This is a genomic window from Sulfitobacter sp. R18_1 (genome assembly GCF_017743915.1).
Classification (GTDB): domain Bacteria; phylum Pseudomonadota; class Alphaproteobacteria; order Rhodobacterales; family Rhodobacteraceae; genus Sulfitobacter; species Sulfitobacter faviae.
This window is the reverse complement of sequence record NZ_JAGHRG010000006.1, coordinates 270,385-292,139: the sequence shown is the minus strand read 5'-3', so window position 1 is coordinate 292,139 and position 21,755 is coordinate 270,385. Positions and strand designations below refer to the sequence as shown.

The following is a 21,755-nucleotide window of genomic DNA, read 5'->3' as shown; positions in this document are numbered from 1 at the left end:
GTCTACGGTCCCGGCGACGACAGCGTCATCGCATTCACACCGTTCGGTATCGAAAACCTGCGAGAGCTCATCGAAATGGACCGGCACAGCGCGCGCTGACCGCGTGCGGCCCACGCCGGATGCTTACGAAAGGCCCGAGCCTGAAGTTAAAACTCTCGTCCAGCGCGTTCCAGAGAGATTACGAGAAAACTACAGGTCTTATCTCGAAAACGTCGGCACCTTCGCCATTGAGGATGCCATGAAAGCATATAGCCGAGGGAGAGTTGCGACTATAGTCGAAGACCTCGGCAACCCGAGCGATATTTTCTCACACAAACACGAACCTTTACATACCCCTATGGCATATGACCCCAAGAACCCCCAGCACCCCCTCGACAAGTGGTGGGAGCGAAACAAACGCAAGTTCGTCCTCCTACCATTTATCGCTGGCGCCGGGTTCATGTGGTTCTACGCTGCGCTTATACGTATCGCAGTGGACGTCATGCCATTATGGAAGCTAGTCGCCGGTGCGGTCTGCCTTACGATCCTGATCGGCACATTCGCTGAAATGATGCAAGGATACTTCAGGAACACTGACGACGATTAACGCGCGAGCTGCTCCCGTCCATATTGGTCCCCAGAAAGAGCAAGTGGGTTAACCATGCGCGCAATAGCGAGCGCATCCGCATCCTTCAGCGGCTGCCCTTCCATCGCTTTTTGCACAAGGACCAGCGCTCTTTCAGCCTCCGGTCCGCGCTTTTGGGTCAATGCCGTTGCAATCTCTTCGAAAACCTTTGTCTTGCGCTCTTCAGGCAGGTTTCTCCCGGCCCCTGTGAGGAATGACACGACCTTTTGACCCGAACCAATGATGTCACCAGACGCCAGCGCTTCAACGGCGTTCGGTGAGACAACATCCTTCACTTCATCCTGAATCGCTTGCCGAACTGCGGTCTTCGAGTTTTGAGCCATCATCGCGCGTAGTTCGAATGCCTGGGTGATCTGATCGATCGACTTAAAGACCTCTCTCGCGTCTTTTTCGCCGAGAATCTGGCTGAGCTTTTCCCGATTGGCGCGCGAAGAAAACATCTTAATAGCGGCCATAGCTTCTCGCGCGTCGGTATTGCCGTCAGTGATCGTCCGTCGTACGTGACTGACCGAGTTTTCAACGAACTGACGGACGCCCAACTTAGCCGCCTTCTGTGTCTCCTTCGTGGCATCAGACATCAGGTCGGCGACATCCTCTATGGTTGTAGTGGGCGTGAACAGCCGCTCCCCCATCCGGAAAGCTTCTTCCTCACTGATTTTATCGCCGCCCAGACGAAGGGCTCTCTTGTATGACGGCACAGCTTCCGTCATTGCATCTCGCAGAGAACGTGACAGGTTCTTCGCACGACGCCCCTTGGCAGAAATCTTGCCTGTGAGCGCGTCTGTCTCGCTCTGCGCAATGCCTTGAAGTGCCTGTTTGATCTGATCAAGCTGTTGGACGTTGGGCATTTCTCTGAACGTGACTGCACCATCGTCGGCAATCTCAGCCATAATCTGCTGGTTCTTCTTGCCCTCAGAGATCATCGCCTCGTTGGCTTCATCAATTGCAGATTTCAGCGTCTTCGGCGGGACGCGCTCCAAAACAGCCTCAACAGAGCGCCCCTTATCGCTGGCGTAGTCGATTGGTGACGACATCGCCCTGTCATATGCCTCCTTCCGGGCGGCCGCCGATTTCTGTGCTATATCTTTGTGCACTGCCCTGCGGCCTGTCGGCTTACCAAACGTTTTGTCGAAGGTTTCCTGCAGCTTCGGAGCCATGCGGGATAGGCGGCCATCTACTGCGTCTTGGCTGATACGCTTTGCCTGCCCCCCGGCCTGAGAAACCGCGTCCAGCATAGCGCCCGCAGCCGGACCGGCATCCGCAAGCATCGCTTCATCGCCAAGCTCAGTCAGAATTTTCCGCGCCTTTGTCAGGTCCTCTCCGGCCAAGGCATTCTTAAAGGCTCGCGCAGCCGGTTTTGAAAGGCCAAACTCGTGACTGATCGTAGAAAGGTCGAGCTTCTTATAACGTTTGGCAAACGCCTCTACGCCATCCGCGGCCAAGCTACCTATTCCTGCGAAACCCCCTCCCAGGATTCCACCTACTACGGCCCCTTTCTCAGCGTTCTCAAGCCGTCCCTCGCCGCTCTGATCACCAGCGCCATAGATGGTCCCCTCAACGGCGCCCGTCGTCGCCCCTGCGATAGAAGACAGGGTTGCCTTCATCAGCGCTGAGCCCGGGATCATGGCGGCGGCCCTCGGAAGCACGGCGGCCCCCATACCCACCGCTCCGGTGATGCCGCCACCAAGGCTTAGAGCCAGGCTTTCGTTTGGATTTTCCTCGCCCATGGCTTGCGAGGTCGCGCGAACGGCGGAAGCCGCGTCCTCACCCCCAATCGCGCCAACAGCCTCATCGAGATATGAGCCTACGAACGGAGTACCTTCGACAAACTTAGTCAGACGCGCTGCTACGGGGTTCTGTGCGATAATGTCTTGGTTCATGCCGGATCGATAAGCTTCGGCGGGCGTGGCACCCTCCATAATAGCCGCGATGCGTTCTGGGTCGGTGGTGGAATAGCTGGGAGACGTGAAGCTCTTATTGCCGTCTCTGTCTGAAAGGATACGACCGCCGTCCTTCGTCGTGGCAAGCAGCGTATACCCGTCGGGGAGAGATGTATCCTGACCAGAGGTCGCACCATCTTCAACGACTGGTGCCTGCTTCCACCGCGGCGTTGGAGTGGTAGGTTCTCCCGAAGGCGGTTCGTCCACGATCGGGGCTTCCATCCAACGAGGCTTAGATGCCTCGGGCTTAGCCGCAGATACCTCTGCCCTTTCCACAATCGGCGCGCTCATCCAGCGAGGTTTCGGTTCGTCAGTCGGCTCAGCCGGCGGCATTGTGTTCTGAACCATTTCAGCGTCTTTCCAACCAGCCATTATGGCTTCCTCCGTGTTGATCCGTCCGGGCCGGTGAACATCGCACCAGATGGAAGGGCGTCATACTCTTCGTCGCTGTTGATCACTGGGGGCTCCTGTGAGCCCTGCGGTTCACGTACTCCCTCGACTGCTTGTTCTTCATCGTTAGAGCCTTCAGCCAATTCTTCGGCTGCACGAATAAGCGCTCTGTCCCGAGCAAGCATCTGAGCGGGGGACATCCCACTTTCCAGCGCATTGACGGCCCGAATTCGAGCTTCCCGCTTAGCTTTAAGAACCGGAGGCTTATCATTGTATTGGGGGAGATAAGTTTTGCCGTAGCTGTTGGTTTCGGCTTCTGTGATCGCCGCCCCGGTATCTTTGCGAAGAATGGCCTGTAGGAACTCAAGACCAGCCTGCTCTGCTACCTGATAATCTGGATCTTGTAGGCCGCGTCCAAGGCCGTAGGGCACTGCGCCAGAAAGGCGATCAGCCCCGCTGGAAAGTGTATCGACCACCGGCTCTAGAACCTCTAAGGCGCCGCGCGCTCTGGTCGAGTATACGTTGTCCTTGGACTGTCCTTCGGTGAATTTCTGGCTTCCCCCGCCGACCTGGATAACTGAGCCATCTGGCGAGGTTACCGAAACCCCGTTGCCCTTTTTGGCCTGAGCATATTCAATCCGGCTAAGAGGTTCGCGACCGGCCTCCACCTCATCCCTAACGTAACGAGCATACTCATCGGGTGCAGGGTCAAGAACAGACGCCGCCTGCTCTTCTGTCAAGTGCCCAGCTTCCACATCGCGCGCCACCTTACCCTGCGTCGAGAGAGGCGCAGGCTTTCCGGCAACCATCTTCTCAACGGCCATACTGGGCGAAGTTAGCAAAGTGAGTTCCCGCATGATCTCATCGACGTCATCGAACCTTTTTTCGAACACGTTTCCGTCGCCATCGCTGTACACGGCTATACCGCCAATGGGGTTGCCTTGGGCGTCGGTGATAAACCTTGTTGCCTCTTCATCCACGGTTAGGCTCGGGTCCATCGTCCCTGCCCGCTTCGCGGCTGAAAGCGAGTGTTTAATCACTCCATCAAAATCACCGAGGTGATAAGCGGCTGCGGCTCGGGCATTGTCCAGAATAACTTCACGCCCGATCTGGCTATCCACAAACTCCATGTAGGCCATCGCCTTCTCGGGTTCGCCTCGCTCCATATAGAATTTCACGGCGTTGTTCGAAATCTCTCGATAATGATCGACGTATTCGGATTCTGCGCGTTTCATTTGTTTCGGGGTGTAGTTTTGCCCAGCTGGAAGGCCAAGAACGGCACCAGACTTGTGCGCCAACTCTAGCGTTTGTTGCGCTTCGATTGTGGCGGCACCTATTGCAGTGTCGCCTTCAAGGTTATCCTCCCCCTCACCTCCGGCCAGAGGTTGAAGCGGCTCCTCTGGAATAGCCCCCATGGATGTTAAAGGAGAGCCGTCGGTGCTTCCTGTTGGCTGTTGTGCAGTTTGCGGAACAGCAATACTTCCGCCAGAGCGCGCGCTACCGGGCGCGGTGTTGCGTAGCACCTGATTAGTGCGTTCACGTGCCGCAGCAACGCGCGTTGCAAAGTCTGCATCGCTTTCGCCAGGCACGGTTACCGGGACAGTGTTGCCATGTTCTGTGGGCTGTGGTGCAACTGATGGGGCAAGTGCGCCGAGGCTCAATTCAGGCCGCGCAGATACAGACGGATGGCGTTGGGACGGAGACACATCGGCGCCACGCTCGACAACCCCGAGAGGGTAGGATCTCGGACCCACCCTAGGGTCAACAGCCCGCCCACCCTGAGCCGTGGCAGGATTAGCTGGAACAGCGCCTAACTCCCTTGCTTGTTCCAGCCTCTCGGCCTGACCTCGCAAGAACTCCCGCTCCTGAGCCTCTCGCGCGTCTTTCTCTGCGCGCTTTGCAGCCTCGTACTCATACTCATCCATCTGATTACTGTGAGCAGCGGCGGCGCGCGCTTCGCGGCTGTCACGCAACCCAGACAACTGCTCATACTCAGCCATCTGCGCGCCGTGCTTTTCCTCTTTGAGAGCGTCTAAACGCTCCTGGCGCGCGCGATCTAGTTCGCGATCTTCTTTCTCATCGCGCCAATCTCTGCCTTTGAAATATCCATCAACGAAGCCTGATACTATCGAAACCATGGGACAATCTCCTTACACCGGGCCGACGCCCATGGGGCGCAGCTTTGCGCCAAATTTTAACTTCTCGTTTCCCAGAACCGAGTCCAATTGAGCATCGGAAACACTTGCAAATTCTGGCCACTGCGCCCGCATCGTGGCTCGATCAGACGCAGTGGGTCTGGGTGCTTCCGCATGTCGCTGCGGCAATTCAATGGATCTCGCGATTGAGCCTACGCTACGCTCGTAATTTGGGTCTGTAGCGTATCCAGAGCGTCCGAGCGCCGCCAACTGACTATCCAGGTCCTTGGCGGCCAGCATGGGCTTATATCGAGGGTTTGCTTTCAGGAAAGAGCCGTACCCATCAACGCTTTCGCCCATATTCTGATAGCCACGGAAGCTGTCATTGATCCGGATGGTTTTCCCGTTGATGACTTCGTTCGTCGCCATGGTGTTACCACCCGCCTTACCGTGCGACTTAATACCGAAGTAGTTATTGCCCGGAGCGGACTTACCCCAGCCAGTTTCTTGCGCTGCCTGCGCGATGATAAGGCGCGGGTCCAACCCGGTTTCTTCTGAGACGCGAAGAGCATGGGGCATCATCGCTTCAATAAAGTCTTTTTTTCCGACAGGACGGTCCGGTCGGGCCCCCAAAGGCATTGGCCGGGGTTCGGAGGAGCTACTCGCCAGTACATCGTTGCCAGCACCGCCCGCCAGCTCGTCGTCACCGTCACCCATGGGGATGAACGGCGGTGTACCCGTGCCATCGTATCCGCCTTGTGAGCTTACCTGGGGGATTGCGCCCATGCTTTGAAGCACGTCGAGATATTTGTCCTGACGCGCGTTTTCCTCAGAGCGCAGCTTGCTATCCTCTTTGCGCGACGTGGCACGATCTAGCCCTTCGCTGAACCCCCCAAAGAAACCGCCGCTCATTTCGACTTCCCTTTCGCTAGCTTGTCGACCTTCTTGTCGAGCTCTTGCACCGCTCCCAAGGTCACGCCCATCATGGAGATAGGGTCGATGGACTTGCCATCGCCCTTCCCGGTCGCCTTGGCGAAGTCTTCCGCGTAGGGGCCGATGTGACGCCCACCATCAGCGATCCCATCCCGATACTTCCAATCGCCCACAGGCATCTTGCGGATCGCGCCAAGGCTACCTGTGGCGGGCTTCATATCCTCTTTGACCTTTTTGGAGGACATCATTGGCAGCAAGGTGGCCCCTAATTTCGAGGCTCCCGCGATGGAACCAAGTGCATTGCCCACGCCATTCCACATTTTCTGATTGCCACTCCATGCACTCATCTGTGCGTCGTGCTGAGCGCCCAGGATGCTTGCCTGCTGGCCATATCCCTTCATTGCCCCACCGAACCCGGACTGCGCGGCCCCGTTGGAAAGCCCCATCGATGTGCCGGGGTTCACGGCCATGCCCTTACCCATGTTGATGGCGTTTGTCCGCATACCGTCTGCCTTGGCCTCGTCTTGCAAGATAGACTGACGGCGGCCCATGTTCGCCGCGCCAGCGGTCGCAAGTGCCTCGGCAGAGCCTTGTGATGTCGCCAGAGCCTCACTGCGACCGGCATCAGGTCGAACTCCCATAGAACGCAGGCGCCGGTTATCAGCGTCCCGTTGCATAGAGAATTGCTGCCGCACGTCGGCAACGGCCTCAGAGGCTCGCTGGTCAGCGTTCAGGCCGATCTTGGCGGGGTCTTGAGCCGCAATAGCCTCAGCGGCATATTCAGCCTCCATCGGCGCGTATGTCTTCTCATACCGCGCCCGATCATCCTCGGCCCACTTGTTCGTGATCTCGGCCTGATCCTTCATGAAAGCCATCATTTCCTTGCCGGTTTCAGCCGACATCTTTGCCGCTTCGCCCATCTGCGGATCAGGTTTCGGTGCGCCGCCCCCGCTCATGCCAAGTCCTCCCGGTATTGCTCAAGAGTTTCGTGGTGGGTGAAGAAGTGGCGCACCTCCATGCTGACCGCGCGCATGTAATCGCGGCCACGGGTCAGGTAGATCACGAAGGCGATAAGCTCGGCGTACCAGTCGCGCAGGACGTAGCTGAACACCTTGTCGTTCTCACTGCCCTGCTCAAGCTCATTGGCATCGAGCCAAGCGTTGATGCCGGTAATCATCACCGCCGCAAGCTCGTTGCGGTAATTGGCAAAGAAGGGGTTGAGCGGCAATTCTGTCATGACGGCGAACAGAATGCGCGTCAGATCGGCCTTTGTGACCTCTTTGTCCCCATCCCACAGGTCGTCGATCACTTCGCAAAGGTCGAAGAATTGCAGAAGAAATCCGACGGCTTGGTCATTGCCAACCCACTCGCGCAGTTTTCCGTCTCGGATGTCGCGCCATTCGGGTGTGTCGAACGCGGGGCGCGTGGGTATCGTGTCAGGCTGTGCCATCATAGTCTCCGTGGATAGACTTGGGCCGCACGTCCTGCGCGATATGACCTAATCGGCGGTCAGTGACAGGACAATAGCATCTTCACCGCCTGTTACGCTAGGGCGTTTGCGATACTCGAAAGCGAAGCCCGCCTGGAGGCAAGCCACCTGACCAGCGATGTTGCGCTCGGGCAGTGTCGCATTGATAGCTTTCAGGTCCAGCATCTTAGGGTGAAAGGCGAGCTGCTTGTATCCGTCGAGCACTTCAGGCCGCATCGGGGCGCCGATAGGCGCTAGATGCACCTCGGCCACGCCACCGGCGAAGTTCTGAAAAACTGCGATGCAGGACACCTCGCCGCTGTCCTCCATTGCACCGAATGCGATGGCGTCTTTGTGCCATCCCGGTGCGCCTGTGAGGTTCATTGCAGCTTCGAGCATGGCGTCTTGGTTAGCTTTGGTCAGTTTCAAAGGCATGGCAGGCCCCTTCATGGTTACTTGTAGTCAGTGTCAGCCCAGATGGCGTTGAACATTTCTATTGCTGTGTATGGGTCTTCGGTCTTGCTAGGGATGTCGCGGCTGTCTTGGCGCTTCTGTCGCAAGGCTTGGCTTTCTTCTGGTGTCAAAGGGTAATCACCGCTCACCATGAAATCCGTCGCCTCTAGCTTTTTCCGGCGCATCTTTCGGAAGGTGAACCATGCGCCAGCACGGATCTTCTGTAAACGGGCTTGCTTTCCCATGGGGACGATCTTGCCATGCTCCACCCGCTCGCTTTCCGGGTCTGCTTTCCCATGAACGATGCTGTATCCCGGCATCCCCGGCGCGGGCCCTTCTGGGACCAACTGCGTGTTCGGCGCACCTACCACAGAGACGATTTTTCCCGTCTCATCTTCCGCTATGACATAGTATTTGCTCATTTCTTTCGAGCCATCACGTTGAGGTAGCATTGCGCGCTGATGTCGGCGTCCAGTCCTTTCCACTCAAAACGGACTGTTCTCCACCCCGCAGCACCATTCAGGAACATATGGTTTCCGCTTGGGTAGTCGTTCATCGCGTCCATGTATGGGCGCTCATGCATGAGTGTTGAGTTAATCTTGATCCTGAAAGCCCACTGCGAAGGGCCGGCATAGCCTTGCTCAAGGCTCCACCACACATAGATGTAGTCGAGCGTGTCCATGTATATCATGGCGGATGCTGCAAGTTGCCAAGTGTCGTCCCCTTCCACTCGAGAACCGATAGCCGTTGCCGGGACGGTGACTGCCTCTCCGGCGATTTGCAGGGTATCAACGGCTAGGTTCTTAATTTTGCCTGTATCGACCGCTAAATCCTTGATGTGCGCGGTATCGATCGATGCATTGGCGATGTTGGCTTGGTTGACCCACAAATCCTGCGCATGAACACCTGGCGGAATATAGACCCCATTGACGGTGCGCCCGGTCGGGTAAACTGCAAAGGGCGTATAGTCCCCCTCGCCACTGGTATTGACCACACGCAGAGATGCATCGCGGATGATGAAGTCCGCAACAGGTTCCCCATTCCGTATCTGGTGGATAAGGCCTGCGCCTGTGATGTGGCCATTGAGGTCATGTTCAATACCCCAGACCTGATCTATCCCGCCCATCTGCTCAACGAGGTAGCGCGATTCCGCGTCAATTGCAGCAAACTGACTTTGTATTTTCTTGGTTAGACCTCCGCCATACTGGGCGTTGGTTCTGGTAATGACCTCTTTCAAAGAGGTGCGCAGCTTCTCCAGATCGCGAAAGCGAACCGCATGGTCTTCCTTGTTCCCACGGGTGCCAGCCAGAACCTCGGCGTTGTTGAGGGTGCGTTCTTCAATCGGGTCGCGGCGTTTTACCGGTGGTTTCTCCCGCCGAGGCTGCTCTTGCGGGAAAGAAACGCCTTCCCATGGGCTCAGATCATCCGCCATTACCCACCTACCAACTCTGCAATATCGGTTGCGATGCTGATGGCCGTGACTGCCGCATAGCCTTCGATCTCAACCTCCCATTTCTCGGCTAAGAAGCCTGATGGGAGCCGTTCAGCCGTGTTTGTCGTCGTGAGGGTGTGAACAAGGGCGCCGTCCGCATAGACCCGGACGGTGCAGTCAGGATCGCTCGGGGTCGCTTTGGTTTCTGTAACCTCGTCGGTTTCAACCAGAATTGCCCCGAAGTTATCATAGCCCGGTAGGTGGTTAATCTTGCTGCGCCATTTCTGCTTTGCCACGGTGCCGGGCAGTTTGGGGTCAAACTGCTTGATAACGCGCGTGTCATTGATCTCGGTATAGTAGAGCGCGCCGTCGAGCGGGTCGAAGTAGAGTAGCCCGGGCGTCATGTCACCGCGAATGTAGAACGGCTGCTCATTGCTTAGATCGATGATGCCGAATTCTGTCTCATTCGCAGCAGAGCCAATGCGACGGAAGCTGAAGACATAGCGTCCGTTCAACTGCTCGGCCCGCATGGTGTCCGGTTGCATTTCGCGCCACTGCTGTTCTGTGAAAAGGTTGCGCGACCGGACTTCAGCCCCATTCTGGTTAATAACCACCAATCCCTCATGAGACGCAAAGGCCGCTGAATAACCAAGGTCAACGATGCTGTGGGCATTGAGGCATGGCAAGGTGCGCTCCATCTTCTCCATTACCATCAAGCCAGGGTCGCTACCATGGATGAGGTATGGTGCCCCTTCCGTCATGACGGCGACATAGGCACCGAAGGCGGCAAGACCCACGATGTCGGTGTCTGTGGTTAGGCGATACTTCTCAGGCCACGCATGAGGCTTGTATGGCTCACAGAACATGACCTCTCGACCAGCATGGGCCGCCATCAAACCATTGGGCAGAGCAATGAGGCCCATCATGTCGGAGTCGGGCCGGTCATAATCGATGCTGGTGATAGGTTCGTTCAAAATCTGCTGAAAATCGTCCGTTTTCGTGCCCGCGCTGCCAGACGAAAACTCCGTGAGGAAGTAATAGTCGGTGATGCCGCTTAGGCTGGTCTTTGAGCGATAGACGCGGATACGATCCACGCCTCGGCCTGATTGCACAGGTGCGGCCACGGTATAGCTTACCGTCGACAAAGGTCCGACTTTCACTAGATCGGAAGGGGGCGACGGGGCGCTCTCTTCGTCAAACTCGGTGACATAGGTGTAGACGTAGGTGACATATTCCACCGCGACCGCATCATCGCCCTTTTCAACCGGAGCTTTGCCCAGATCGGGAAAGTACCAAAACTGGTCAGTGATAGTGGCATCACTCAAGGGACCGTGGGTGCCTGCCGAGTATTCCACGTCGAGGATCAGGCCAAAACGGCCAGTCTCCCCGGATGGTTGCTCAGGGTCGTTGCGGTACACCCGGATCTTAGTTGTTCCGGCGGGCAAAACCATGTTGTGCAGCACCACATACTCACCATCGATGCGGTAGATGCTGGCCGGTGCTGAAGCAACAGTTTCGCCACGGTCTGTCACGGCACTGTATCGGTAGTAGAACTGCTCGTCCTCTGAACCTTCAATCGGTGTCGTGTCTACGGTCGTGTAAAGGCTCGGCGCCCCTCCCGTTTCTACCGAAGATGCTGTGGCTGTAGGAGGATTATTGGGCGGGGCAAGGCTCAGGGCATAGTCTGTGCCACTTACCCGCATCTTGGGGCTTCCCTCCCCAGTGAAATACAGACGATCCTGCGCAACTGGCCCCACCGTTGCCTTCACATTGGATTGCGTGAAGCCGATGAAATCGCCGTTGAATTTCATGAACGTATTGGGTGCGGTGGCGAAGGTGTGGGCGGTTGTCGCGGCCTTAATCGGGCCGATGGTGCCATCATCCAGCCGTGTATTCTCGGCCCGCTGCGCATAGTTCACCGGAATAAGGCGCGGGTGAACCCGTGGGATTTCGCCTTTGAAGTTGGCCTTGCGAATGATCATGGCTTACATCCACCGGGGCTTCACGCGCAGGGGTGCGCGTTGCTGGCCACGCATGTTCGAGCTGAAGTGTGTACGGCAAGCCTCCTCGAAGTGATCTTTGTGCATTGCAGCGGCCTCCAGGTCGGTGAATGGCTGGTTCTTTGTCGACAGGATGCGCCATAGCGCGCCATCAGCGAGGGCTGTGGCGTATTGCGTGACCATGAAGTCAGGCAGGACATTGTAGGCATCAGAAAGCGGCGCAGTGGAATCAAGCCCTACCGCTTGCCCATGTCGGGGCTTGAGAAAGCAGGAGACGCGCAGCCGGCCCCGCTCGAATGGATAGACCGAGACGGTGCCGGGGCTGATCTGGGTGATGTATTTTGCCGCGCCCTCATTAGCCTCGCCCGTCAACTCGTCCGGCTCGACATCAGTGAACTGCGTTGGCGTAAGAGGATTGCCGTTCAGGGTAGCTTCTTCAAACTCATGGATCGTCGCGTCGAAAGGCGCGATCATGCAGCCCTTGCTGCTTCCGAGGTTGACGGTCAGCAATTGCCGCCAGCATCGGGTGCGCTCACAAAACTCAATCACGGCCAGACGCGCCATGAACTCCGCATAGGGCAGCGGTACGGTTGCTGCTTTCGGCAGGATATAGGGCAGCAGGTCGGAAATCGGGACAGTCGTGGTGTAGGACATGACTTATCCCTCCGAGTTTGCGGCCGCCAGCGACATGCCGTTTTCTGATTGTGAGAAGGATGTGACGGAGTTGCGGAACAACTCGAAATGCGCCTGCGCGCGCGCGGCGGACCCTGCAAGGCGCGCGTCCTTCGCATAGGCCCGGTAGAGGACATAGTTCACCAGCGGGTTCTTGTAGATGTCCGGCACGTCTACGTCGTCGTTGTAGCTGCCACCGGGGCTTGGTGTGGGATATGCGCCTACCACGGCTTCGATCATGCCTGTGCCGTCGTTTCCGGGCGCAACGTAGAACACATTGGGATCGGCAATATCGTGGATCACATGCACAACGGTTTTGGAGTGCGGGATTTTAGACGGATCCTGCCAGCCCGGGATATGGCTATCCATGATCGAGCGCGAGTCCAGACGGCGGATCGCCATGCCACCCGTGTTCGCATCGACCATATTGCGCGAGACACGGGACAGGATCGTGTACTCTGGGGGCAAGGTTTGAAGTGTGCCTTCCTCAAGCTCAAGGTTCACCGTCTTAGATACGGCGTTAGGCTTGAGCGTCACTATCTCGCGCAAGCCATCATTCAAGTAGCCGTGAAGCTCTGCTTGTGGCCATCGAACGTGGCTTGCGTCCTGTAGTGTGATCGACGCGCTATCCAGCACGTCTATGCTTTTGAATGTCACCCGGTATCTCCGTCAGTAAAGGAGGCCGGTTTTTAGGCGGCTCCGGCCTTGTCTTCGCGCGCGGCCTTAATCTGGGCGCGCATGGTGTCGTCTTTGGCTTGTGTGTGAGGCTTGCGGCCTACTTCTTCCTCGAATGCGGCGCGCAGCTGGTCGGTGTTCATGTCGTCAAGCGCGGTATCGCCTGCGGGCTTGGCGGGCTGCTGCGGCGCTGTGTCCTTCTCGGGCGCTTTCGGCTCGTTGCTGCCTGCTTCTGGCTTGGTCTGCTGGCCCTGCTCCTGCTGCGGTGCCTTGGCGGGCTCTGTCGGCGTCTGAGGCGCTGGTGCGGCCCCCATGGGCGTGGCCGGTGCAGAGGTCGCGGCATCATCGCGCAGCAGCTTGTAGCCCTCGGGGATCTGCAAGAACCGCTCAACGTGGTCGGGGTTTGCCACCGGCGCGACCTGACGGCCTTTGTCGTCGTCAATGAAGTGGTATTTGGTCCCGTCCAGCGTCACATGCGTACCGCCCTTGCGGTAGAGGATGGAATGGATGATTGCGGTTGTTGCGGTAGACATGGCAGGTGCCTTTCTGTGAGGGGTTACGATCAGCCCGCGCTTATGGTGAGGCGCGGGCTAACCGGACAATGAGCGGCCTTACGAGGTCGCTTCGATCAGGACGTGCAACTTCTTGGTCGCGCCAGCCGTGATCTCGGTCGCGGTCTTCACGCCGATGGAGACGGGGCTTTCACCGTTCTCTGCAAGCGCGGAGAGGGCGATAAGACCCGTAGAGCCGCCGGTGTTGGCCGCCACACCGTCAATCAGCGCGTCGTCACTGGTGCGCGAACCATCGAGCGAGCCGGGGGTGCCCGACATCAGGCCGATGTCGAGGGCGTTGGTGCCGATGTTCTCACCGATGAACTGGAAGCCGGTGATACGGCCATAGGGGAACAGCGGGAACAGTTCGAGGATGTCGGTAGCGGCGAGGCCTTCGGTGAAGGTGTGAGTGAACATATACTTGATCACTTCGCCTTTGCGGTGAGGGTGCGGCACCGGTGTGCGGGCGTTCCCTACGAAGTATTGCGATTGCTTGATAGCCATTGGACTGTCTCCGTTCTGGCGTTGAAAGGGTGAGAGGCGCCGCTAGGGCGCCCCATCAATGGCTCAGTTCGGGTTCTTACATGCGGTGTCGAGCGCGCAGACACCGAAGTCGAGGTCATTGAACCGCGTCTTCTTGATGCCCGCGATCAAGCCGCAGTAGATTTCGATCTGGTTGTCGGCGTCGGTCATTTTCTCGACCCACGACATCCGGGCACCGTTGCCGCCGGAGCCGTATGCAACCACACCGGCCTGACGGCCCAGCAGGAGCGCGCGGCCCGCGTCAACATCACCGCCAGCACCGTAGTCATTGAAGCGGCGAACCGATTCATGCTCATGCAGGACCATGTTGTTGACCATACCCAGACCACCTTTGCAGATGGGCGAGTTGCGGCCTTCCGAGGTGGCGAGTGCCTGACTGATCTTTGACCAGGACAAGTCGCCGGTTTCCACGCGCATGTCGTAGGCTTGGAAGGGCGACATCAGCACCACGAACCGTTTACCGCCTTCCACATTGACCGGGCTCATGCGAACCACATTCGGGTTCACCGCGTTCATCATGGTTGGCTTCACGGCCACACGCTCAAGGAACGCGACGTTCATCTTGTCGGTTGCCGTAATGGTCGCCTTGGATGTTGCCGAACCTGCATACAGCATGTGGTCGGCGTCAGGCGCATGAAGCGGGTTGCCTGCGAACGCTTTGTCGAACACGCCATCTTGGTTGATGGCGGTAAAGCCAACGTCACCGGAGAGGTAGCAGAAGTAGCCTTCATCCATCCACTGGGCGACATACTCGGAAGTACGGTCGCGGGCGATGCGGCGCAGGTTGTGCAGTGTGCGCTTGCGCGACATGCGGCCCGCAGCAGATGCACCCTTACGGGCTTGGTCGATCTTCACCTCGTCGGTGTAGAACGTCAGGCTTTCAGCCGAACCTTCGACGCGGTTATCACCCAGTGTCATGCCACCGCGCAGGCGCATGGACAGGTCGAACTGGATGGTGTCACCGGCTTCATCTTCGAGCTCAACCTTGCGCTCAACGATGTTGTTTTCACCTTTGCCGATGAATTTGGTCCAGTAGGACTGCTTTTCGGTATCTGTTGCGAGCGAAGTAGCCCAGCGACGGACTGCTTTCGGGTCGTTAACCCCAACCACAGTTTGCATTAGAACGTCTCCTTAGAGTCAAACTTGAGAATGACCCAGGCACGTCCTGCGCTTGGTATATGAACGCTGTTTACCACGCTTTAGGCGATCTTATCAACCTTCTTGGGCGGGGGTCTGAACGATGCTGCCCGCGCGCCTTACGATGGTCTTGTGGCGGGGGGCATCGACCACGATGCTCAACACCCCCTCTCCCGACCGAACCATGCGGATGATCGTATCATCGCCAACAGCAATCTCATGCGGGATGTGATTGTCTTTGGCGGTCAGTTTGGTCTTCCACATGGTCCTAGCCCCCTCAGACTTCTTCCAAGAAGCGTTCTTGCTGCTCGGGTGTCATGCTGTCGAAGGCGTTTTCGGCGCCAATCGGGTCTTTCATGATCTGCCGATCGATGGCGGCGAAGCGGCTGTCTTCCACCTCGGCGCTGGTGTCGCTGTTGAAGTCGGCCAGCGTCTGCGGTGCCTTGGGCTTCTCGCCCTTCTTCACCTCCAGCTTTTCCTCGGGCCCCTTGTCCTCGGCTCTTGCCTCGCCTTTGGCCGCCGGTGGGGCGATCTCAAGCGGTTTGCCGTTACGGGCCTCGTATTCCGCAGCGTAGAGGCGGTGCGCCATCTTGATCTGAGCATCGCGGCTCAGGTCGGCATAGGCTTGGTTGCCTGTCACAGCGCGCAACTGGCGGTCCCATCCTGCAAGGTGGTCGTCGTTCCAAAGATCGGGCGCGGCCTTCTTGTAGGCTTCCAAGCGGTTGTACCAGTGTTGCTGCTGGCTCTGCACCGCCTGCTGCACGGCGTTCTCGGCGGCTGTGACAATGGCTTGCGCCTGTGTCTGCTCTGCGATGATAGCCTTTTGCTGCTCACGGTATTCCTCCGAGGTCAGGTCGCCGTCGTCATACTTCGTCAGAAGTGCCTCCAAGGCTTCATCACCGGCGGCGATCTTCGCCTCTGCCTCGCTGGTGTCCGGGATTTGCGGCATGGCCGGGTCTTCGACCTCGGCGGCGGCGGCGGCATCATCTGCGGCTTGCTGAGACGCGGCGGCGTCTGCGGCGGCCTGCTGGGCTGCTGCGTCGTCCTCGCCGGTCGCTTGGTCCGCGATGTCGCCTTCCTCGGCGGGTGGCGTGCCCACCTCGGCTTTGGCCGGGTCGTCCGCGGCGGCCTTGCCCGCTTCGGCCTCTGGGTCTTCGATGTTCACAATGGGATCTTCACCCTGAGACAAAAGCTCAATCTCGGCATCCTCGAAGCCCGCTTCCTTCAGGCTTTCCACGGTGAATTCTTCGGGGATGTGGTCATGGTCGGTTTCGTTCACGCGAAAGGTCATGGCGTGTCTCCTTTGGTTGAGTGGTTCAGGCGTCGGTGCGCTGGTTGTCGTCGTCGTAGAAGACGGCTTTCACAGCGAACATGCTGGCCGTTTCGACGTGCGTGAGTGCGATACTCCGGCGGCGGCTTACGGGTAGCTGATTGACCACCTCCGCAAGCTCATTCGCCTTCTGTTTGATTTGATCCACCAATTCATTGTTGGAGGGATTGAAGTCTTTCGCGGTCACGTCGGTAGTCATGTTATGCGTCCTCTTTGTTTGCGGCGCCTGCCTGCTCTTTCAGGCGTTTGGCGCGGTCGGTGATCTGGTTCATGTCGTCTGTTTGCTTACGGGCGGCATCGGCGGTTTCTTCTTTGTGCTGGGCGTTGATCTTGGCGATTGCGACCTTGGCCTGGGCGTCAATCTCAGCGATGCGGATGTCGCCATCCTCCGCGATACGGGCCTTCTCGATCTCTACGGCGCGATAAGCTGCATCAGCGCGAGCGTCGGCTTCTGCAATCTTCTGCTCGTAGCGGGCGGTCTGCTTCATGGCTTCTTCGCGTAGCTTCATCAGCTCACGCTCAAACGCTTGCTGCTGCTCCATGAACCGCCGTTCAATCTCTGACCCTTGGGCGGCGTTCTCGGCGCCATTCCCGCCTTGAAGCTCTGCAATGATCTTCTGAGCCTCGGCGGATGCTTTCTCGGCCTCTGCCTTGGTCTTGGCGGCGTCGGCTTCCTTCTCGGAAAGCTCGGCCATGGCTGCACGCTGTTGAAGATCGTTCTGGGCCTTCTTGGCGGCCATACGCTCGGCTTCTTCCGGTGTCGGGTTATCGGGATCGGCGTCGGGATCCTCTTGGCCTGTCACCTCACGGATGCGCTTCACCAGTTCATCACGCTTCGGCACGTCGAGGGCTTCCACAATGAGGTCCATGATGCCCACAACCATCTGGGGCGCGGTCGAGGATAGACGGCCAGCCAATTCGAGTAGCTGCTCGGCCTGCGCCTGACGGGCTGTTGCGCGCCAGTCTTCCTCAGACACCACAAAGTCGGCTTTGAACTCTGCGATGCTGTTCTCTGGGTCGCCGTTGTTGATCGCCACAAAGTCGGGGTTGCCGCGACTGTCCGTGATGCGGAACTCGTCTTCTTCGGTGTAATACTGCTCCACCATGATGAGAGACTTCTCGCCATGGATGGCGCGGGAGAGGCGCAGGTTATCGAAGAATAGCGATGTGGTGAGTTGGCCTTGGTCCTGACGTGCCAAGATAGCCTTGCCGCTTGTCGCGTTGGTCTTGCGGCCAAGGTTCTCGTCCGTGACACCGCTGACCTGCTGGATCATCTGGGCATCGCGCGACATCATTTCGACGTGCGCGGCGGCAATGTCGCGGTCAGCATCGATTTGGGGGGCGGGCTTGCCTTGCTTATAGGTAATCACGGCATCCGGGCGCGCTGCCTCGTTGCGCAGTTCTTCGATGTCCTCCACGGCCCCTTCTTCCACGGTGACACGGGTGGTCGAGAGGTGGTGCAAGGATTTCGCGGCGCGGCGGTTCAAGTCACGTTGGATGTCGCGCAGGCCACGGATCATGCCATAGGGCATCCCATCACGGGCGCGGCGATAGCCCCAAAGCGGGGTGAAGGGGAAACGGTTGTGGCGGTATGGGCTGCGGCGCACGTCCAGCAGGCCGCTATCGGTCAACAGGGCGCAGTGAACCACCTGACGTGGGCGAGTGGAGAGGAAGGCGCGCCCCTCGTTGTACTCTGCGACGTGGCCGGGGCTGTAGGGGTCGAATAGCTCGCCGTGGAACTGCCCCCCCTTCATCACGGCTGCATCAGGCACCATGCGCTTGAACCAGCACTCAATGACGCGCACACGGTCGCGGTTGGCCACGGCGTTCTGACGGTTGCCGCCGGCATAGCTGTGGAAATGCTCGATTTCCTGAAAATCCATGGCGTCGTCGCCCAGATCGTCAGACATGAACATGCCGCTGCCGGATTCATTGGCTGCACGTTCGATCATCCCGGCCCGGTGACGCCAGAGCCCCATAGCGATGTCCACGTCCAGCCATTTGACGCGCATCTGATACCGGGCGTCCTCAAGGTCATAGCGAACGGCGGTGCTGTCATAGAGCATGGAGCGCCAGTTCTCGGAGCGCATGATAACCTTGGCGTGGTCGTCGTCGCTGCCCTGACAGGCTTCGAGCCAGCCTACACCGGCCTTCACGGCAGATTGGAAGGCATCGGCGGTGGCGCTTTCAAAGTGCGAGGCATCCGAGACGTGCTTGAGAAGCTGCGTCTTGCGCTCGGCGGCCTGCACACCGCGCTCGTTGCGCGCGAGAATGCGGTAATCCATGGTGGAGCGGCGCTGCGATCCGAGAACCCAGTTCACAGAGGTGTGGATCATGTTGAAAACCAGCGGCGCTTGCCCGCGCTCGGCTAGGATCTCAAGTTCATCCTCGGTGAATTGGATGTGGTCGTAGAAGTCCTCGTCCATCGCCATCTGAACGCGGTTCTCTGCCTGCCGGTCGAGCTCACGGATGTAGTGGCCCATGAGGTTCGTGTGCAGGTTCCAGCCTTGCGGGCTGTCCAGCCATGCGGTCTTGCGCTTGAGGTTGCGGTTCGGGTCCGGGGTATCATCCGGCAGGAACGTGTCACCCGGGGCCTTCTTGCGCCCGCCATGATAGACCAAGCTGCCCGATACATCGTCACCGGATGGCCGGTTGCGCTTTTCATCAGGGTTAAACATCGTTCGTGATCTCCGTCTCTTTAAGGGTCGACCCTGACAGACGGTCTTTGATGATAAGGTCGCCTATGGCCTCGGTTCCAAAGTTCGGCTTAGGCGGCATGTTGTAGAGGTCGCGCAGGCTATCGTTGATGGCGCTGAGGATGGGGATGAAGCCGTTGGGCAGAAGACCTTCTTCGATCCAGCCCACGATGGCGCGCTTGGCGTGTTGGCGGTCGCCAATGGTCTTGTCGTCGGACACGGCATAGCGCCACGCCTCACGCATGGGGATTACCACCGGCACGGTGCGGCCTGCGGCAATGGGGCGGGATGCGTCCAGGAGGACAAGGCACGGCTCTGTGCGGCCCTTCTGGTCGTCGTGCGTCAGCCATGTGCCAATGCAAGTGATGCCTTGGTGCGTCCGCTCAAAGTGGCGCTGTGCGAGATTGAGGGCGGGGCGAATAAGAGAAGTCATGCGGTCAATCCTGTGGCTCGGCGGCGGTGCTTGTTGCGCAGCGCGGGGAGTTGATTGGGGGGCGTGTAGCCTTGTGCCTTCTGGCGCAGTGCGTCAGCGGCGTGATTGTGCTCTGAGGGATGCCGGGGGTTCTCGGACCACCACTGCTGCTGATTGTTCCAGCCGCGGGAATAGGCTTCCAAGTGGGCGATGCCCTCTTTGCAGCCTTCCTCGTCAAACTCGTAGTGGCTGAACTCTTGGTAAACCAAGTCAATGCCGTGCTGGACGCGGGCGATCCGGGGAACAATGATCCATTCCCATGTTGGGCGGGTTTCCCTGACCTGCTGAACGGGCGATGTGACGCTCTCAACGCCCTGCTTGGCGTTGCTGCCGTCGTGAGGCAGGTAGTGCGCGCCCCAAGTGCAACCCAAGCTCTCCAGCCAGAGGATGAAGTGCAGGTAGCCTTGGTTGTTGTTCTCGTAGAAGTGCGTCCAGCGGTCCATGGCGCCGATGCGCTGGTGACACCAGATCGCGGTATGGTCGGTGGCGCCGATGTCCCAGAACGTATTCACCGGGACGTGCTTGACCATCGGGAACTTGCCGATGCGCTGCTGAATGCGCGCGTTGGAGATGGCAACGGCGTAGTATTTGCCCTCGTTCGAGGCTTGCCAGCACTCGGAAGGGGTCGAGGGATACTCACGCCACATGAGGTCAGGCGTGTTGGCAAAGTCGTTGTCGCGTTTGTTGATGTACCAAGCGCGCTGGTCGAGGTCCAAAACGCAATCCATCTCGATCTCAACCTTGTCGAAGTATTCATGCTCCTTGGCGCTGATGCGGATGCCTTCGGGGTTGATCCGGTATCCGCTGTCCATCCACCATGCGAAGAAGTGAAAGCGGTAATCTGTGGGCTGTAGCAGCACCTTGGCCTTGTGCTTGGCCTCGGCGCGCTGGCTCATGTCATAGAACGCGCCTGCCTTGCCTTCTGCCGTGGATTCGATGAACACCAGCCCAGTCTTGGGAACGCCCTGTAGCGAGCCGGAGGTGATCTCCATGGCCTTGTCAGGGTACTTGGCCGCGATCTTCCCCATTTCGGAGATATGCAGGAAGTGAGGCGTACCACCACGGGCCGAGGATGTGACTTCGATCGATGATCCGTTGGTGAAGACCATCTGCGTCTGAGTGCGCTCTGTGTAGGGTACAGCTTCACGCACCACCGCGGGCAGATTGTCGTAAGCGAAGCAGACCTTCTTTCGGTAGAGCTTGGTTGCCGCTTCCTTTGTGTGGGCGATCACGACAACCTCTTGATCCTTGTTAAACAAGGCGTGGTCGAGGGCCATGATCTCAATGAGGGTGGAAAAGCCCATCTGGCGGGCCTTGAGGATGATGTTCCGCTCATTGAGGTTCGCCAAAAGCTGCTGCTGCGGCTCGTTGGGCCTGAACGGAACGGCAATGTCGGGGATGTCGTCGGCGTCGTCGTCGCCTTTGGTGGTGATCTTGTAGAGCGCACCCGAGAATATGCGCCATTCCCATGAACCAAGGGCGGTTTTGAACTCGTCGTCGTCCTGCGGCACAAAGTCAGCCGTGACCACCCCTTGTTCGAGGAAGGCAATGCGGGCGTTCAAGGTCGCCAAGTTGCCCTGCGCGATGCTCACTTGCCGTCCTCCGGCTTATCGCGGCGGATCGGGGCTTTCGACATGCGCTGTTGGATCTCGGTGATGGCATCAGCAAATGCGCCAGCCGCGTGTTCAGCCTCCTTCTCGTAGACGCCAGTGTATCGGGCCAGCTTGTCGAGGGCGTTCAGCTTGTCATGCAGCTTGATCTTGGTCTTGCGGACATGGGTGAACTTGGCCTTGCCTTCGCTGTCACTCCCGTCGCGCTCCAGGACGGTTTCTGTCTGTATCTCTGCCAGTGCGTCGAGGTTGTCGTCGTCGGTGTCGTCCATGTTGATCTGAGGCTGTCCCTCGTCGTCAACGCGCATGAACTGGCGCATAGTGGCGAAGCCGACCTTGGCAAGCTCTGCAACGACACGCTCTTGCGTTACACCCTTTTTTTCGGACAGGCGGGCGAACCCGGCGCGGATAGCGTCGTAGACGTGTGGCTTAACCTTACCATTGCTTACCCACTGATAAGCCTTCGATTTGGCGACGGACTTACTGTATCCCGCTGCGATGGCGGCGCGCTCGGTATCCAGGTCAACAAGGTATTCATCCACGAACCTCAGTTCGCGGTTATCCAGCTCACGCTTTTTAGGTGTCTTTTTTGGTGGGGTCTTCGGTGCCAAGAAACCGCATCCTGCTACATTGTGGCGCGGTTTTATGATACCCCACAGGATGTAGCGGGAAAAAGGCGCTTAACCCCCCTAA

At 58.4% G+C, this 21,755-nt stretch carries 22 protein-coding genes; 1 reads left to right on the top strand and 21 read right to left on the bottom strand.

Features of this window, described 5'->3' with window-relative positions:
- Positions 1–103 precede the first annotated feature (103 nt).
- Complete coding sequence (locus tag J7392_RS14160) at positions 104–586, top strand: hypothetical protein (protein WP_209218179.1); 483 nt, start codon at positions 104–106, stop codon at positions 584–586.
- On the opposite strand, the gene J7392_RS14155 is transcribed toward J7392_RS14160, so the two are convergent.
- The 21 genes from J7392_RS14155 to J7392_RS14055 all read right to left on the bottom strand — a co-directional run bounded on the left by J7392_RS14155 (position 583) and on the right by J7392_RS14055 (position 21,673).
- Positions 583–2,937 (bottom strand): hypothetical protein, encoded by a 2,355-nt coding sequence (locus J7392_RS14155; protein WP_209218178.1) that lies wholly within the window; start codon positions 2,935–2,937, stop codon positions 583–585. The genes J7392_RS14160 and J7392_RS14155 overlap by 4 nt on opposite strands.
- Positions 2,937–5,093: a hypothetical protein gene (locus tag J7392_RS14150; protein WP_209218177.1), complete on the bottom strand. Its 2,157-nt coding sequence runs from the start codon at positions 5,091–5,093 to the stop codon at positions 2,937–2,939. Before J7392_RS14150 ends, J7392_RS14155 begins: the two co-directional genes overlap by 1 nt.
- A gap of 12 nt (positions 5,094–5,105) precedes the next feature.
- Positions 5,106–6,002, bottom strand: coding sequence for a glucosaminidase domain-containing protein (locus J7392_RS14145; protein WP_209218176.1), 897 nt, complete (start codon positions 6,000–6,002; stop codon positions 5,106–5,108).
- Entirely contained in the window at positions 5,999–6,979 is a 981-nt protein-coding gene (locus J7392_RS14140) for a tail fiber domain-containing protein (RefSeq protein ID WP_209218175.1), read from the bottom strand. Before J7392_RS14140 ends, J7392_RS14145 begins: the two co-directional genes overlap by 4 nt.
- Positions 6,976–7,473 (bottom strand): hypothetical protein, encoded by a 498-nt coding sequence (locus J7392_RS14135; protein WP_209218174.1) that lies wholly within the window; start codon positions 7,471–7,473, stop codon positions 6,976–6,978. Before J7392_RS14135 ends, J7392_RS14140 begins: the two co-directional genes overlap by 4 nt.
- 48 nt (positions 7,474–7,521) lie before the next feature.
- Positions 7,522–7,926 carry a hypothetical protein gene (locus tag J7392_RS14130; RefSeq protein WP_209218173.1) on the bottom strand — a complete coding sequence of 135 codons (405 nt, stop codon included), beginning with the start codon at positions 7,924–7,926 and terminating at the stop codon, positions 7,522–7,524.
- Between the two features lie 17 nt (positions 7,927–7,943).
- A complete protein-coding gene (locus J7392_RS14125) occupies positions 7,944–8,366 on the bottom strand; it encodes a phage tail assembly chaperone (protein ID WP_209218172.1) in 423 nt (140 codons plus the stop codon).
- Positions 8,363–9,376: a hypothetical protein gene (locus J7392_RS14120; RefSeq protein ID WP_209218171.1), complete on the bottom strand. Its 1,014-nt coding sequence runs from the start codon at positions 9,374–9,376 to the stop codon at positions 8,363–8,365. The genes J7392_RS14125 and J7392_RS14120 overlap by 4 nt, the downstream gene beginning before the upstream one ends.
- The gene (locus J7392_RS14115) at positions 9,376–11,358 is read right to left on the bottom strand and encodes a hypothetical protein (protein WP_209218170.1); all 1,983 of its coding nucleotides are present in this window, start codon (positions 11,356–11,358) and stop codon (positions 9,376–9,378) included. Before J7392_RS14115 ends, J7392_RS14120 begins: the two co-directional genes overlap by 1 nt.
- A 3-nt stretch (positions 11,359–11,361) precedes the next feature.
- A complete protein-coding gene (locus tag J7392_RS14110) occupies positions 11,362–12,030 on the bottom strand; it encodes a hypothetical protein (protein ID WP_209218169.1) in 669 nt (222 codons plus the stop codon).
- Between the two features lie 3 nt (positions 12,031–12,033).
- On the bottom strand, positions 12,034–12,705 hold the full coding sequence (locus J7392_RS14105; RefSeq protein WP_209218168.1) for a DUF6682 family protein: 672 nt from the start codon (positions 12,703–12,705) through the stop codon (positions 12,034–12,036).
- Positions 12,706–12,737: 32 nt separating this feature from the next.
- Positions 12,738–13,256, bottom strand: coding sequence for a hypothetical protein (locus J7392_RS14100; RefSeq protein WP_209218167.1), 519 nt, complete (start codon positions 13,254–13,256; stop codon positions 12,738–12,740).
- A gap of 78 nt (positions 13,257–13,334) precedes the next feature.
- Positions 13,335–13,778, bottom strand: a complete 444-nt coding sequence (locus J7392_RS14095) for a hypothetical protein (protein WP_209218166.1) — start codon at positions 13,776–13,778, stop codon at positions 13,335–13,337.
- Positions 13,779–13,841: 63 nt separating this feature from the next.
- Entirely contained in the window at positions 13,842–14,936 is a 1,095-nt protein-coding gene (locus J7392_RS14090) for a N4-gp56 family major capsid protein (protein WP_209218165.1), read from the bottom strand.
- 93 nt (positions 14,937–15,029) lie between these two features.
- Entirely contained in the window at positions 15,030–15,218 is a 189-nt protein-coding gene (locus tag J7392_RS14085; protein ID WP_209218164.1) for a hypothetical protein, read from the bottom strand.
- Between the two features lie 13 nt (positions 15,219–15,231).
- Positions 15,232–16,245, bottom strand: coding sequence for a hypothetical protein (locus tag J7392_RS14080; RefSeq protein WP_209218163.1), 1,014 nt, complete (start codon positions 16,243–16,245; stop codon positions 15,232–15,234).
- 25 nt (positions 16,246–16,270) lie between these two features.
- Positions 16,271–16,483 (bottom strand): hypothetical protein, encoded by a 213-nt coding sequence (locus J7392_RS14075; protein ID WP_209218162.1) that lies wholly within the window; start codon positions 16,481–16,483, stop codon positions 16,271–16,273.
- A 1-nt stretch (position 16,484) separates the two neighbouring features.
- On the bottom strand, positions 16,485–18,962 hold the full coding sequence (locus tag J7392_RS14070) for a hypothetical protein (RefSeq protein ID WP_209218161.1): 2,478 nt from the start codon (positions 18,960–18,962) through the stop codon (positions 16,485–16,487).
- Complete coding sequence (locus J7392_RS14065) at positions 18,955–19,413, bottom strand: hypothetical protein (RefSeq protein ID WP_209218160.1); 459 nt, start codon at positions 19,411–19,413, stop codon at positions 18,955–18,957. Before J7392_RS14065 ends, J7392_RS14070 begins: the two co-directional genes overlap by 8 nt.
- Positions 19,410–21,044 (bottom strand): hypothetical protein, encoded by a 1,635-nt coding sequence (locus tag J7392_RS14060; protein WP_209218159.1) that lies wholly within the window; start codon positions 21,042–21,044, stop codon positions 19,410–19,412. Before J7392_RS14060 ends, J7392_RS14065 begins: the two co-directional genes overlap by 4 nt.
- Positions 21,041–21,673 carry a terminase small subunit gene (locus J7392_RS14055; RefSeq protein ID WP_209218158.1) on the bottom strand — a complete coding sequence of 211 codons (633 nt, stop codon included), beginning with the start codon at positions 21,671–21,673 and terminating at the stop codon, positions 21,041–21,043. The genes J7392_RS14060 and J7392_RS14055 overlap by 4 nt, the downstream gene beginning before the upstream one ends.
- Positions 21,674–21,755: the final 82 nt, after the last annotated feature.

Bases quoted from the DNA above. Each gene is read 5' to 3' on its own strand.
- J7392_RS14075 (WP_209218162.1), bottom strand. From the start codon at position 16,483: ATGACTACCGACGTGACCGCGAAAGACTTCAATCCCTCCAACAATGAA.
- J7392_RS14155 (WP_209218178.1), bottom strand. From the start codon at position 2,937: ATGGCTGGTTGGAAAGACGCTGAAATGGTTCAGAACACAATGCCGCCG.
- J7392_RS14120 (WP_209218171.1), bottom strand. From the start codon at position 9,376: ATGGCGGATGATCTGAGCCCATGGGAAGGCGTTTCTTTCCCGCAAGAG.
- J7392_RS14145 (WP_209218176.1), bottom strand. From the start codon at position 6,002: ATGAGCGGCGGTTTCTTTGGGGGGTTCAGCGAAGGGCTAGATCGTGCC.
- J7392_RS14070 (WP_209218161.1), bottom strand. From the start codon at position 18,962: ATGTTTAACCCTGATGAAAAGCGCAACCGGCCATCCGGTGACGATGTA.
- J7392_RS14150 (WP_209218177.1), bottom strand. From the start codon at position 5,093: ATGGTTTCGATAGTATCAGGCTTCGTTGATGGATATTTCAAAGGCAGA.
- J7392_RS14080 (WP_209218163.1), bottom strand. From the start codon at position 16,245: ATGACCTTTCGCGTGAACGAAACCGACCATGACCACATCCCCGAAGAA.
- J7392_RS14085 (WP_209218164.1), bottom strand. From the start codon at position 15,218: ATGTGGAAGACCAAACTGACCGCCAAAGACAATCACATCCCGCATGAG.
- J7392_RS14110 (WP_209218169.1), bottom strand. From the start codon at position 12,030: ATGTCCTACACCACGACTGTCCCGATTTCCGACCTGCTGCCCTATATC.
- J7392_RS14090 (WP_209218165.1), bottom strand. From the start codon at position 14,936: ATGCAAACTGTGGTTGGGGTTAACGACCCGAAAGCAGTCCGTCGCTGG.
- J7392_RS14130 (WP_209218173.1), bottom strand. From the start codon at position 7,926: ATGCCTTTGAAACTGACCAAAGCTAACCAAGACGCCATGCTCGAAGCT.
- J7392_RS14100 (WP_209218167.1), bottom strand. From the start codon at position 13,256: ATGTCTACCGCAACAACCGCAATCATCCATTCCATCCTCTACCGCAAG.
- J7392_RS14065 (WP_209218160.1), bottom strand. From the start codon at position 19,413: ATGACTTCTCTTATTCGCCCCGCCCTCAATCTCGCACAGCGCCACTTT.
- J7392_RS14140 (WP_209218175.1), bottom strand. From the start codon at position 6,979: ATGAGCGGGGGCGGCGCACCGAAACCTGATCCGCAGATGGGCGAAGCG.
- J7392_RS14095 (WP_209218166.1), bottom strand. From the start codon at position 13,778: ATGGCTATCAAGCAATCGCAATACTTCGTAGGGAACGCCCGCACACCG.
- J7392_RS14115 (WP_209218170.1), bottom strand. From the start codon at position 11,358: ATGATCATTCGCAAGGCCAACTTCAAAGGCGAAATCCCACGGGTTCAC.
- J7392_RS14135 (WP_209218174.1), bottom strand. From the start codon at position 7,473: ATGGCACAGCCTGACACGATACCCACGCGCCCCGCGTTCGACACACCC.
- J7392_RS14125 (WP_209218172.1), bottom strand. From the start codon at position 8,366: ATGAGCAAATACTATGTCATAGCGGAAGATGAGACGGGAAAAATCGTC.